General features: G+C 40.7%; 12 protein-coding genes. 6 read left to right on the top strand and 6 right to left on the bottom strand.

What is annotated here, in order from left to right; translation table 11 throughout:
* Positions 1-274 precede the first annotated feature (274 nt).
* A complete protein-coding gene (locus tag IBX40_06325; GenBank protein MBE0523929.1) occupies positions 275-2,401 on the top strand; it encodes a pentapeptide repeat-containing protein in 2,127 nt (708 codons plus the stop codon).
* Between the two features lie 8 nt (positions 2,402-2,409).
* On the opposite strand, the gene IBX40_06320 is transcribed toward IBX40_06325, so the two are convergent.
* The 4 genes from IBX40_06320 to IBX40_06305 all read right to left on the bottom strand — a co-directional run bounded on the left by IBX40_06320 (position 2,410) and on the right by IBX40_06305 (position 8,500).
* Positions 2,410-2,535, bottom strand: a complete 126-nt coding sequence (locus tag IBX40_06320) for a hypothetical protein (protein ID MBE0523928.1) — start codon at positions 2,533-2,535, stop codon at positions 2,410-2,412.
* Positions 2,536-2,667: 132 nt separating this feature from the next.
* Positions 2,668-4,197 carry a DUF1186 domain-containing protein gene (locus tag IBX40_06315; GenBank protein MBE0523927.1) on the bottom strand — a complete coding sequence of 510 codons (1,530 nt, stop codon included), beginning with the start codon at positions 4,195-4,197 and terminating at the stop codon, positions 2,668-2,670.
* A gap of 269 nt (positions 4,198-4,466) precedes the next feature.
* Positions 4,467-5,363: an SWIM zinc finger family protein gene (locus tag IBX40_06310; GenBank protein ID MBE0523926.1), complete on the bottom strand. Its 897-nt coding sequence runs from the start codon at positions 5,361-5,363 to the stop codon at positions 4,467-4,469.
* 23 nt (positions 5,364-5,386) lie between these two features.
* On the bottom strand, positions 5,387-8,500 hold the full coding sequence (locus tag IBX40_06305) for an ATP-dependent helicase (protein MBE0523925.1): 3,114 nt from the start codon (positions 8,498-8,500) through the stop codon (positions 5,387-5,389).
* 106 nt (positions 8,501-8,606) lie between these two features.
* Between IBX40_06305 and IBX40_06300 the strand changes: the two genes are divergently transcribed.
* Genes IBX40_06300 through ruvB form a run of 5 tightly spaced genes read left to right on the top strand, consistent with a single transcriptional unit; the run spans position 8,607 to position 11,737 of the window.
* Positions 8,607-9,176: a plasmid pRiA4b ORF-3 family protein gene (locus IBX40_06300; GenBank protein ID MBE0523924.1), complete on the top strand. Its 570-nt coding sequence runs from the start codon at positions 8,607-8,609 to the stop codon at positions 9,174-9,176.
* Between the two features lie 19 nt (positions 9,177-9,195).
* Positions 9,196-9,660 carry a hypothetical protein gene (locus IBX40_06295; protein MBE0523923.1) on the top strand — a complete coding sequence of 155 codons (465 nt, stop codon included), beginning with the start codon at positions 9,196-9,198 and terminating at the stop codon, positions 9,658-9,660.
* Positions 9,661-9,679: 19 nt separating this feature from the next.
* Entirely contained in the window at positions 9,680-10,150 is a 471-nt protein-coding gene (ruvC, locus tag IBX40_06290; protein ID MBE0523922.1) for a crossover junction endodeoxyribonuclease RuvC, read from the top strand.
* A 4-nt stretch (positions 10,151-10,154) separates the two neighbouring features.
* The gene (gene ruvA, locus IBX40_06285) at positions 10,155-10,748 is read left to right on the top strand and encodes a Holliday junction branch migration protein RuvA (protein ID MBE0523921.1); all 594 of its coding nucleotides are present in this window, start codon (positions 10,155-10,157) and stop codon (positions 10,746-10,748) included.
* A gap of 2 nt (positions 10,749-10,750) precedes the next feature.
* Positions 10,751-11,737 (top strand): Holliday junction branch migration DNA helicase RuvB, encoded by a 987-nt coding sequence (gene ruvB / locus IBX40_06280; GenBank protein MBE0523920.1) that lies wholly within the window; start codon positions 10,751-10,753, stop codon positions 11,735-11,737.
* 5 nt (positions 11,738-11,742) lie between these two features.
* Here ruvB and IBX40_06275 read toward each other — a convergent pair whose 3' ends face one another.
* Both IBX40_06275 and IBX40_06270 read right to left on the bottom strand, forming a co-directional pair.
* Entirely contained in the window at positions 11,743-12,129 is a 387-nt protein-coding gene (locus IBX40_06275) for a type II toxin-antitoxin system VapC family toxin (protein ID MBE0523919.1), read from the bottom strand.
* A gap of 282 nt (positions 12,130-12,411) precedes the next feature.
* Positions 12,412-12,624: a DUF2283 domain-containing protein gene (locus tag IBX40_06270; protein MBE0523918.1), complete on the bottom strand. Its 213-nt coding sequence runs from the start codon at positions 12,622-12,624 to the stop codon at positions 12,412-12,414.
* Between the last annotated feature and the right edge of the window lie 251 nt (positions 12,625-12,875).

Here is a 12,875-nt window from a genome sequence, read left to right as displayed (position 1 = left end):
GGATATTTTTGATCGATTTTTTGTGCCCCAAATCTATACTGGTCCCAAAATATTTATACCTTAAATCCTAGAAATAATATAATAAATTTTAACTGGGGAGAGTAATACAATTAATCAAATCCGGATTCTTAACGATTATCCTATATCAGAAGCAAAATTTTTCAATTTTGATGCATATGCAGAAGCCATAGCAGGTATTATCCAGGGGAGAAATACTGGTACACCTCTTGTTATTGGCATAATAGGAGACTGGGGAAGTGGGAAAACCAGCCTAATGAGGACTCTGGAGAATAAAATTATCAAAAAAGATAATGAATACCCTGTCCAAACCATTTGGTTCAATGCATGGAAGTTCGATAAAGAGGATTCGATCCGACGCGCTTTGTTAATGCGAGTTCTGCAAGAGTTAAAAACCAATATTGAAAATGTTGAAGAAAAAACTGAAAATGAAATCAAGTTGGATCAAGAACTATCTGACCTCCAGACGAGTTTATATCACGAAGTTAATCGTGAAGAACTTGGGAATCTAAACTTTGACTGGGGAAAAGCAGCCAAAGGGACATTTAAGCTTAGCCTTTCATTAATACCGGTAATTGGGAGTAATATTACTAAATTATTAGAGAAAGGTACAAACGAAGAAGCCATAATAAATATTCTAGAATCTATACAGCGGGAGAAAAAAACCGTTAACATAAAAAAAATTCAGTTCATGGAAGAATTCCACAATAATTTTCAAAACATTATCAGGAAATATTATAAAAATAAAAGGGTTGTAATTTTCATTGATGACCTGGACCGCTCCCTTCCTGAAAAAGCCCTTGAAGTTCTCGATGCAATTAAGCTTTTTCTAGATGTTGAGGGTTGCATATTTATTTTAGGAATTGATGAACGTGTGATTTCATATATAATAAATAAAAAGTACAAGGAAATTATTGGAAATGCAGACGAAAAGGAAAAGAGAGATATACTTCTTACTGGAGAGAACTATCTGGAAAAAATTATTCAATTAAGGTTCCAACTCCCACTAATAAAAGATTCCGATATAAAACAATTCATCACAAGTCTGGAAGGCATGGATCCAGAATTTTACGGACAATTTCTTGAATTGATAACACAGGGAATAGAAAACAATCCACGAAAGATAAAACGATTTTTTAATATTATTGAACTTCAACGTAATATTGTTGAAGCAATGAATCTTCAAAAAGGGCTAACTGAAGCAGAACTGGTTATTTATAATGGTCTAATGATGGTATGGACCATTATAACCCTTACACATGCTGAATTCAGGGATTCTGTAAAGAGGAATCAATTGCTTTTGAAACCAGTGCTTTTCCAGGCATTGGATTATTTAGAATTTAAAGAACAACCTGAAGAAAAAGAACAAGTTGAATATTTCCTAAGTGATAAATCCCTGACTAATCTTGTAACACAGTTTCATGATTATATAAATCAATACGAAGATTTGATAAAATCTGAAGAAATTCCTGAAATGAGAATAAATAGTATTATCGAGCAAGTAATTTCCCTGGGCAGTGTCACTGGCGGAAAAATTGAACCAAAGGAATTAATCAAGTTACAAAACCAGGCCTCTTCATTGATAAATGAAACTGAGATTTCTCTAAAAGAACTTGGCAACACTTTTCCAGAACAAAAAAAGATAATTGAAGATATTGTTGAAAATGCAAGAGAAGCTTTGAGAGGTGAGGACCCACAAAAATTAAAATCATTAATCAAAGAACTTGAAAAAGAATTAAATATTATGCTGCAAGCTCATGCTCAGCAGCAAGAAAAAGAAGAACCTGCTTTAAAGGAGAAAGAGTCCCAAACCATAGATTTTGATGAATTCAGGGGAGAACTTGGTGAAGCTATAAAAAATAGAGAAAGCCTGGCCGAGAAAGATTTATCAGGTATTGAAAGTTTGAAAGGAATGAATTTAAGTTTTATGAATCTAGAAAGAGCAAATCTTAGTGGTGTCAATTGCGAAAATGCCAAATTTACCCAAGCCAAACTAAATGGAGCGATATTAGAAGGTACAATTTTTATTGGAGCAAAATTAAACAATGCAAAATTATGGTATGCTAATCTTAAACGTGCAAAATTAAAAAATACAAATTTAAGAGATGCTGAATTATATCGGGCAGATTTAACAAATGCCAATTTACAAAACGCTGACCTTTACAATGCTGGACTCATGAGTGTATATATGGGCGGGGCCTGTATGAAGGAAGCAAATCTGCGCCAGGTAAATCTCAGAGGAGCTGTTTTTGATGAAAAAACGGATTTCAGAGGGGCAACTATTGATTCAATAACTATTGATAATCTGGGAGGCAGCAATTGGGAAATTGCACAATGGGACTCATTTGTGCTTGAGGAAATAAGAAAAAAATATAATAATTAATTAATTTTTTATGAGAATTCCCACCATCGGGAGAACATGCTGGGAGAATCGTTTCTTTGGTACGTTTCCTTGGGGACAATGTTGCGATGGTAATTTGCCCACCCTTTTATGGCGGGATCGAGAGCATTTATCAGTTATTTTCTTAATTGACTCATTAGATGGTTTTATTAGAAGGGTACCATCATTATTATCACAATTTAAAAATAAATTATATTTTAATCTTTTTCACACCTAACTGCAGACTGGCCGAAATGAATCATATTTGTCTATTCCACGCCATGGACATCCCCAATAGCTTCCTTAATCCATGCATCAAGTTCAATGTTGTGTCTGGCAGCTAATTCTCTCAGTTCCAATGCTGCTATTTCCAGATCATTCTCATCGACCCCCATTCGAAGCACTTGCTCATATAATCCAACAGCTTCATCAAGATACTGTCTTCTTTCCAGGAAGCGGGCAAACCTTATCCGAACGAAAGAGTGCTCAGGCATCACTTCCATGAGTTTTGTATACTCATTCCTGCACTCATCCTCTCTCCCCATGAGACCCAGATAATCTGCCGCATCCATACTGGCTAATGTCCAGACTTCCTGGTCCTCATCTTTATAGAAGGACTGGAGCTGGCGAAGTATATTAAGCCCCTCCTCTCCAAGTTCCGGGTGGTCACAAAAAATGAATCCAAAATTGCGCAGCAATTCACCCAGCAATCCCTCTTGTGCTGCCAGAGGTTCCAGGATCCTGAATAGTTCCAGAGCCCCGGCTAAATCTCCATCTCTTTCAGCATCAGACGCTAAAAATGTTAGATTTTCAAGAACCAATATTGGATCGTAAGGTTGTGCTTTTTCCAGATATTCCCATCTTTTATAATAGAATCCATTACCCAGTACCTGCTTGACAGGAAGAGCTTTAATAATTGAAGCACAGCACTTCTTAAATTTTTTACCGCTTCCACAGGGACAGGGTTCGTTGCGGCCTATTTTTCCGCTGATAGGTAATACATTGCGCTCGTTCAACAAATTTGCTGTCTCCAATCGTTTAAGCTCAATAGCTATGGATTTTTCTCGTTTTTCACGTTTTTGGGCTGTATAACGCTCATTTTCTTCTTTTTCCTTATCCCATCTGGCTTTTCGTGTGGCGACCTGTTCGGGGTAATAAAAGGAAAGCAGATCATTATCATACATGCCATGAGGTTTTTCCCTGTCTATCAACAGATCGTCCCTGCTAATGACATATTCATCAATAATCCCACGATCTAAAGCCTCCTCCAGAACATGGAAGGATGACAGGTCACCCAAATCCAAAAGCGATCCTGCGGCAAAACTCAGGAATTCCATATCGTCATCTTTAGAAAACAATCCATGAAGAAAAGTGAGAATACGTTCCTGCTCGTGAGGATGATTCATAGCTATAGCTACCAGCCCATCCGCTGCAGCACTGCGGGACCACCAGAATTTATAATCCCCTTCATGGGTATGAATGAACTCTTCGAGGGGATTAATTGCCAATGGACCGATGCGTCCGAATACTGTGGGCAGGTCTTCCATGATCCAATCATCTTCCACTTCATGAGCCAGAATTAATGTATTGACCAGTTGGGGAATCGCCCTGGGGTCTGCCAGCATACCGAGCAATTTCACAGCATGCAGAGGCATCCACTTCTTATTGCTTTCGGCTTTCCAATAGTCATTAGCTTGAAGGACATCTCGTAACGGTATCACTGCGTCCTGTTCTTTCGCGAGAATAGCCTGAGCCAGCTCCATCGGAACCTGATCCCCCAGCTCTTCCAGCTTACTCAATAACTCCTGTATAGATAGGTGGAAAAACACTTTTTACACCTCAAAATGTAGTGCTCTTCTGTGGATGTCAGGACAATACAGTGGCACAGGGCTTCAATGTGGGGCGACTATATAGGTGCGCTGTAAGCCTTACCCACATGGCTCACCATTTCCTCCGAAGTCACCTGTGCGAGATTATACTTGGAATCCAAATCACTTTAATCTGACGGTTTCTTAAAAAGTAAAAGAAAGGAAATGTCCCTTTCCCCTGGATGATCTGACTCCTTGTTTCATTTCGTCTTCTTCTTCGCCCCTCTCTGTTCACCATAAGCAGTCTCAATAGCGCGCCTACTGATCTCTTCATAATACCCGCCCATTTTCTCTACAAAATCGTCCTTGCTATCCCAGAATTGCGGTGTTCCCAGCAGTTTGATAACTGCTGCCGAAACATCAGGCGGCGATATGGTAACTGAAAATGATTCGCTCATTCTCCCCACCCAGAAATCATCCATGGATAAAGCAACTTCCTTCTGTTTGACCCCCTCCGGACGTTCCTCTGGTTCAGGCAGGTTTTCGTTTCCGCCCGAGCGCTTCTGGCGAAGAGATAAACTAATTTCGTCCTTTGTCCGGCCCCGCAATTCAAAAATCATGAAAGGATCACGATCAAACTCTTCTGCCAAAATATAATAAAGTGCGGCAATGTGTTTACAGGGATTTGCACTGTCCGGGCATGAACAGTGTGTCGCTATATCTTTTGACTTTATAGGGAACAGTGACACATCTGCTGCTTCAAATGCATCCTCAATATCATCAGGCATCTCGCCTGCAAGAAGTTTAGCAGCAAATATCGCCTTTTGAGACATCTCCTCTATTACATGATCCCATGCCTTTTCAGTGATAGGTTTTATCTCAATAGTGACCAAATAAGGTTTATTGACCGAACCCTGGACCGTTGCCTCCACTTTTCCGGCTGAAATTTCAAAATCAAGCACCTGGCCTTTTCTGGCATATCGTCTGCCCCGTTCAAGCCGGTTGCTCCAGCCAAAGGATTCCAGGACATTTACCCAGCGTTTTGACCACCAGGTATCCCCGATACTCCCCCTCTTGCTTTTGGCCTTGATACCACCTTCCACTTGTATTGGCTTTGAAGGAGTATAGCCGCCCCAGAAGTCTTCATACCTGCCCATGATTCAACTATCCGTATATTCCATTATTCATCCATCACTGATTCTTGCCTCAATGCAAATAAATCCTTCAACTGCTCGGTGGACATCTCTGTCAGCCAGCCCTCGCCAGCACCTATGATATTCTCAGCAAGTGCTTTTTTATCCTCTATCATTTCATCTATCCTTTCTTCAAGGGTCCCTTCGCACATAAACTTGTGAACCTGCACATTCTTAGTCTGCCCGATCCTGAATGCACGGTCTGTTGCCTGGTTCTCAACAGCCGGGTTCCACCAGCGATCAAAGTGGAACACATGACTGGCACGGGTGAGGTTCAGACCCACCCCGCCTGCTTTAAGCGAAAGTATGAATATCCTGGGCCCGTGTTTTTCTGAAAATCTCATGACCATCTGGTCCCTCTTTTTCTGGGATACTCCACCATGCAAAAAGAGCACCTCCTGGCCAAAGACATGCTGGAGATGCGTTTTTAGCATGTTTCCCATCACGGAAAACTGGGTAAAGACAAGCGCAGCATCATCTTCGGCAATCACCTCTTCCATCATTTCAGTAATACGGTTCAACTTGCCTGAGCGTTCCGGGAGTACCGAACCATCATCCAGGAACTGCGCCGGGTGATTACATACCTGTTTTAGCCTTGTGAGTGCCGATAATACAATACCCTTTCTTTCAATTCCTTCTGATCCCTCGATTTTTCTGAGCATGTCTTTAACAACAGCCTCATAGAGTGTACCCTGCTCCTTTGTAAGGTTGCAGTGGACTTTTGTCTCAATTTTATCAGGAAGGTCTTTTATGATCGTAGGATCTGTCTTCATGCGGCGAAGGATGAATGGCGAAACAATACTTCGAAGCTTCATGCCTGCCTCCTGGTCATTATAGCGTTCAATGGGCAGTGCAAAACTTCTCCTGAAACCTTCTGCCGAGCCAAGGTAACCCGGATTTAAAAACTCCATAATAGACCAGAGTTCTGATAAACGGTTCTCAACAGGTGTGCCTGTAAGAGCCACTCGATAGTCTGATTTTATTTTACGGACAGCCTGGGATTGCTTTGTGAACCGGTTCTTGATGTTCTGCGCTTCATCCAGCACAACTCCGCTCCAGTCCACATTGTTGAACATATCCTCATCCCGGTAAGCAAGGGCATAGGTGCTGATCACCATGTCGAATTTGACAGCTTCAGAAAGGAAATTATTTTCCTTGAGCCGGGCTGTGCCGTGATGTACCATAACCTTGAGGGATGGTGCAAACTTTTGCGCTTCTCGATACCAGTTCCCGACTACAGAGGTAGGACATATCAAAAGAGTGGGTTTTTTAATGCCCTCTTCTTTATCCTTTATGAGCAGGGCAAGAAGTTGTATCGTCTTACCAAGACCCATATCATCAGCAAGACATGCTCCCAGCCCGTATTGGCGCAAAAACGCAAGCCACGAGAAGCCCCTGACCTGATAAGGTCGAAGCTCACCAAGAAAATCACCCGGCTGGGCTAATTCATCTATTCCGGTTCTGCCTGATAAGCGCTCGAATAGCTCGGATAACACCCCCGTTGCATTAAATCCACCAACTGTAAGGCCTATTTCCGATTCTCCCAGTCCGGCGCTCAGCCTGAGGGCTTCATCCAGTTTCATCTCACCTGATTTTCCAGATTTAAAGAACTTAATAGCAGCTGCGATATCTTCATTTTTGACCTCGACCCATTCTCCCCTAATGCGTACAAGCGGCTCTTTTAGGTTTACAAGATTCTCAAATTCCTCTTCACTTATAGGCTCACTGCCAAGAGCAAGCTTCCAGTCGTACTGGATTATTGAGTTAAAACCGAACAATCCTTTACTGGTTTTAGGATCCTGCTTTGGCTTGACATTTAATGTTACGCCAAGCTTCGAACCTGATTCCCCCTTTTTCCACCAGGGAGGAATAAGGACCCCGAATCCGCTCTCTGAAAACAAGGGAACAGCTTCTTTTAAAAATGTATATGCCTGCTGCGTGTTAAGCTGTGCAGAAGTGGGTCTTGGAGAATGGAGGCTATCCTCGATGGGAGAGTATAGCCTTGAGGCTTTCCCGAGATCCTCAAGAAGCTTTTCCTGTGGCTGGTCGAATTTACGATTAAGGAAATGAAGTCTGTCTTTTGATTCTTTCCATACTTTTTCAGCAGGTACAAGGAGGCTTGGGTCATCCAGAGCCTGTAGAAAATATCGTAGGTTCCAGTAATCCGGTTCCTCCTCATTTGGGGGCTCAAGACGGAAAGATGTACGAAATCCTGATTTTTCAATTTCGTGTATCGGGGCTTCCCATGATTGTAATCCTTTTGAAAGGTTTTTAAGAATTGACTTATGGACTTGTATCGGTTCTCCGGTTGTCAGAGATCGTAACCATACTTCAGAGATGCCGGGTTTTTTTGATTTGATTTCTGAATTTGACATCCAGTTCCTGATACAGCCATTAATTGCACTATTGAGAAAATCTGATAAGAAAGCCTCCTGGACATTTTGGATCTTATTCTGGAAGAGTGCCCTGCAAACAGGGGGCATTGAGTTCGTAAGCATTAAAAAGTGCCTCCTGTCGTCTTCGTCATTTAATATATATTGCCATCGGGGCAATACCTTCCCGTTCTCAGAAATAACTATGCCGGGTACAAAATGCTGTTTTGACAACAATTCCAGTGTAAATTTAGAAACGTTACTCCAGAACTTCAAATCGGTTCCTATGACTGTACTGTCATGTTCTGTCCATGCTCCTGAGAGTGAGCTAAGTAATGTTATTGCATCCTCGGGAGGGATGCTTAGACCTTCTATTTTCCATGGGATTAAACCCACTGGCTCTTCTATCTCCTCAACACCTTCATCTATTAGTAAATCCGGTGAAACCTGGGGCGATCTGGATAATGTAGGAAGTGATATTAGCACTTCATCCATGCGCGTCTTTGTACTGATAATACTGCCATTGATAATTTCCAGGAGTTCTATCACCATCTTCAGGTCTTCGTGTGCAGCCTGAAATGGATGAGGCCGGGGTTTACTGGCAGAAAATTTTGGAGGGCGGCCCCTGCGTTTTATGGTGGAAGCTGTTGAAGACTCACCCCATATGAAGAAATCTCCCCATTCATCTATTGTTTCTGACGGTTTCCAGGTTCCATGTAAAGCAATCATATTTCTGAGAGAAGAAATGAATCCATTTTTTGCACCATAAACATTATGATCGTAAATCTAATAAACGATTAACAGGACATTATTCAAGAAGTAATTGGTGATGGTCATGCCAAAAAAGAAAAAGAATGAAGATATTCACATCTACCAGATAAAAGTTACACTTGATGAGATAAAACCTCCCATCTGGAGACGAATACAGGTTAAAAGCGATATTTCATTATATAGACTTCATTTCATTATTCAGGAAGTGATGGGGTGGGACGATTATCACCTTCATCAGTTTACCATAGATGGAATAACATATAGTGAACCTGATCCGACTGATATGTTTGAAGTAAACGATGAAAAATCAGTAACATTAAGCCAGGTGGTCGTTGAGGAAAATATAAAATTCATCTATGAATACGATTTTGGAGATTCCTGGCATCACATAATCCTGGTTGAAAAAATCCTCCCTCTGGATGCTGATAAACACTATCCGGTCTGCCTCAAGGGTAAACGTGCCTGCCCTCCGGAAGATTGCGGCGGGGCTTATGGATATGATGAACTCCTTGAAATCCTCAAAAATCCGCAACATCCCGAGCATGAAGAAATGGTGGAATGGCTGGATTATGATTTTGATCCTGAATACTTTGACCTTGATGAAATTAATCAGAGGTTGGCACTTATGAAGTGAAAAAGGACGATGAAAATATATGGAGATTACAGAGGGTGATGTAAATCGACCATTAGCAGAATTGGTCGAAAAAGGTGACGGAAAAGTGGCTATTGAGGATATAGCCGATTATCATGAAATATTTGCCAGTATAGAAGCCGTAGTTTTATTTATGTGGCAGGAGAATCCCGCTCTTAAAGATAAAAAAGTGTTATCTTCGTACAATAAGCTCAAAAAAGATTTCGATGGTCAAAAGAAAGGTTCGCTTGCATATACCATCTCAAGATCCGTGAAAGGCCAATTAATGCTTAACAGAATTGAGGGAGAAAGGAGTTATACTTATGGGGAGATTATTTCATGTGTTAGACTTTTAATCAAACTTGTGAAGCAACACAGAAGTCCAAGTGGAATTGGGTTTTTACAATGGATAAAGACATTTTATGAAGGTAATATGCCAAAAACCGATGTAGAAATTTGGAAGTATATCGAAAAATACGAAAGCTAATAATCGGCGTGAAAACACCATGATCATTATCGGAATCGATCCAGGACTTGCAACCGTGGGTTTTGGAGTCATACAAAAAAGAGACGAAAAAATTATCCCTGTAAGTTATGGATGTATTCGAACATCTGCTGAAAAAAACACATCTGAGCGCCTACTGGAGATCTATAACGAGACCAATGCACTTTTTGAGAAGTATAATCCGCAAACTGTCGCTATTGAAAAACTTTTTTTCAATAAAAATGTCACCTCTGCAATGAGGGTAAGTGAAGCAAGAGGTGTGATATTACTTGCGGCACAACAGAAACAAATACCTGTATTTGAATATACACCGGCTCAAATCAAGCAGGCTATAACAGGTACCGGAAATGCGGATAAACTACAGATGCAGGAGATGATAACAAGGATTCTGGGTCTTGACGAACTTCCCCGACCTGATGATGCGGCTGATGGTCTTTCGATTGCTTTATGTCATATACATATAATGAGATGATGATATGATTTCACATCTATTTGGCGAAATTGCGCAATGTGGTGAAGGTTTTGTCATAATTGATGTAGGAGGTATCGGATACCATGTTAATGTTTCACGACCTGCATTACAGGAACTTAGAAAAAAAGCAAAATCAGATGTAAAACTTTTCACGTATCTTAATGTCAGGGAGGATGCGCTCAACCTCTATGGATTCATGAATACAACCGAACTTGAGATGTTCAAATTAATTATTAACGTTGCAGGAGTCGGACCCCAGATAGCGATGAAAATCCTTTCCGAAATAAAAATAGAGGATTTCGCATGTGCTATAATCAATGAGGATGAAAAAGTCCTTACTAATATTTCAGGAATTGGTAAGAAAAATGCTCAGAGATTAATTCTGGAATTGAAGGATAAGATGAAAAATAAAATGCAAGGGTATATTCCCACCATAAGTAACATCAATTATGATGCAGTTAGTGCTCTTGTATCATTAGGCTTTCAACAAAGAGAATCCAGGGAAGCTGTAGAGGCTGTATCTGCTGAAGTTCAAGACACTTCAATCGAAGTATTAATCAAGGCAGCACTTTTAAGATTAAAAGAGGTTGAAGAGTAAACATGGAAGAAAGAATCATATCTCCTTTAGAGAAGGATTATGAAAAGGAAGATACTACTATTCGTCCCTTACGACTTGATGAGTTCATTGGGCAAAATGTCATCCGGGAATCCATACAAATTGCTATTGAAGCCTCAAAAAGACGGGGAGAACCACTGGACCATATCTTATTTTCAGGACCACCAGGTCTTGGAAAAACCACAATGGCACATATTATTGCAAATGAGATGGGTGTGGGGATAAAAAGTACTTCAGGACCAATTCTGGAAAAGGCCGGAGATCTCGCTGCAATACTTACTTCACTCAAACGAGGAGATGTATTCTTTATTGATGAGATCCATCGCATGAATTCAATTATTGAAGAGATCCTGTACCCTGCAATGGAGGATCTGGAAATAGATGTGATGATAGGTGAGGGAGCAAGTGCCAGGTCAATAAAACTCAACCTGGAACATTTTACTCTTATTGGTGCAACCACAAAGATAGGACTTCTGAGTTCACCGCTCAGGGATAGATTTGGCATTACTTTCAGGCTAAATCATTACACTATAGATGAACTTGTGGAGGTGGCGCATCGAAGTGCTTCGATCCTGCGTATTCCCATAACCCAGGATGGGACTATTGAAATTGCTAAACGCGGCCGTGGAACGCCCAGAATTGTTAACAGGTTACTGAGGCGTGCAAGGGATTTTGCACTTGTCAGGGCCGATGGGACGATAACTCAGGACGTTGCTGATGATGCACTGACTTTGCTGGGTATAGACAAACTTGGCCTGGATGAACTTGACAGGCGCATAATTAGTATAATAACAGATGATTTCGAAGGTGGACCAGTGGGTTTGAAGACCATTGCAATTTCAGTGGGGGAAGAGGTCCGGACTATTGAAGATGTGTATGAGCCGTATCTAATTCAGATCGGTTTTATTCAACGTACTCCCCAGGGTAGGAAGACGACACAGGCAGGAAAAGAGCATTTGAAAGTTCAGTAGTATTGTTAATGTATTCTGTCAATTTCTTTTATTTTATCAAAATCACTGTCAAAGGAGAGTATCTTTTTTATTCTATGTTTTTTCATCACTTCAACAGATGTAGCATCAGCCAGTGATAACGAACCATCATACTTTAGAAAAGAATCCATCGCTTTTGAAAGTATTTCATCATCCATAAAGTATATTTTGCAGTTATCTATGAAATATTCATAAAGTATCCTGCCTGCCTTCCCTCCTTCCAGCGATCCCACCAGTGTAACACTTTCGCTAATAATGAAGTCAGATATCATCATAGAATCATTTGTCTTATCAACAAGTTTTAAAGCATCTTTGTGCCATCTATCCTTCTCTCTAGCAATGGCAATGAAGTATGATGAGTCTACGAATGTCATTTATAGCCCTTCTGGACTATTTTCTTAGATTCTACCGCATCTCCCTCTGTTTTTATTAAACCTGTTATATCCTGCAAAGTCCTTTTCTTTCGTGGTAGTAGATTATAACTGCTGCGGATCCAAATTGTAGAAGTCCGGACACCGGAAAACAGAGAGCGTGACCAGGTGTCAGCACAGGACGAGGAGCGGTAGGAGAACCGAAGAAGGGATGGGGGGGCTGTATCGTTCAATATCATCAGCAGATACATGCTAATGAACGTGCATTTTGTGATTGAAAATAAATCATGCAGTAGCCTTTCGACCTTTAATCTCATAGGAAAAAGCTTGAGGTTCGGCTACGTTTTCAGATGCATCAAGCATTTCCATTGATACAATCTTATTATCTTCACTATAATCGATAATCAGACCTTCTTTTATCTCATCGCTTTCTGCAATTGGCATATCCCTTAGAATTAAAGTAAGAGTATCTGTTTCGGGATCATAGACTGCTTTCATAATTTTCTCCTTTCCACTACCTTCAAATTCCTCACTGATAATTCGAAGGGACTGCCAATAAATAAGTTGGTATATTTAACCAAAAGATTTGTGTAGATACACAGTACATACGTCAATATGAATTACAGTTTGCTAAATAACATTCACTAAAATATAAACCGCCGTTGAACGTGGATAAACGCAGATACAATGCCGCAAATGTCGAGTAGAGCCCATAGCGCACCTCTTGTTGGGGTAATAGCCCCGAGGTT

The sequence above is a fragment of the Methanosarcinales archaeon genome (genome assembly GCA_014859725.1).
GTDB lineage: Archaea > Halobacteriota > Methanosarcinia > Methanosarcinales > Methanocomedenaceae > Kmv04.
This window is presented reverse-complemented; position numbering and strand designations above follow the sequence as displayed.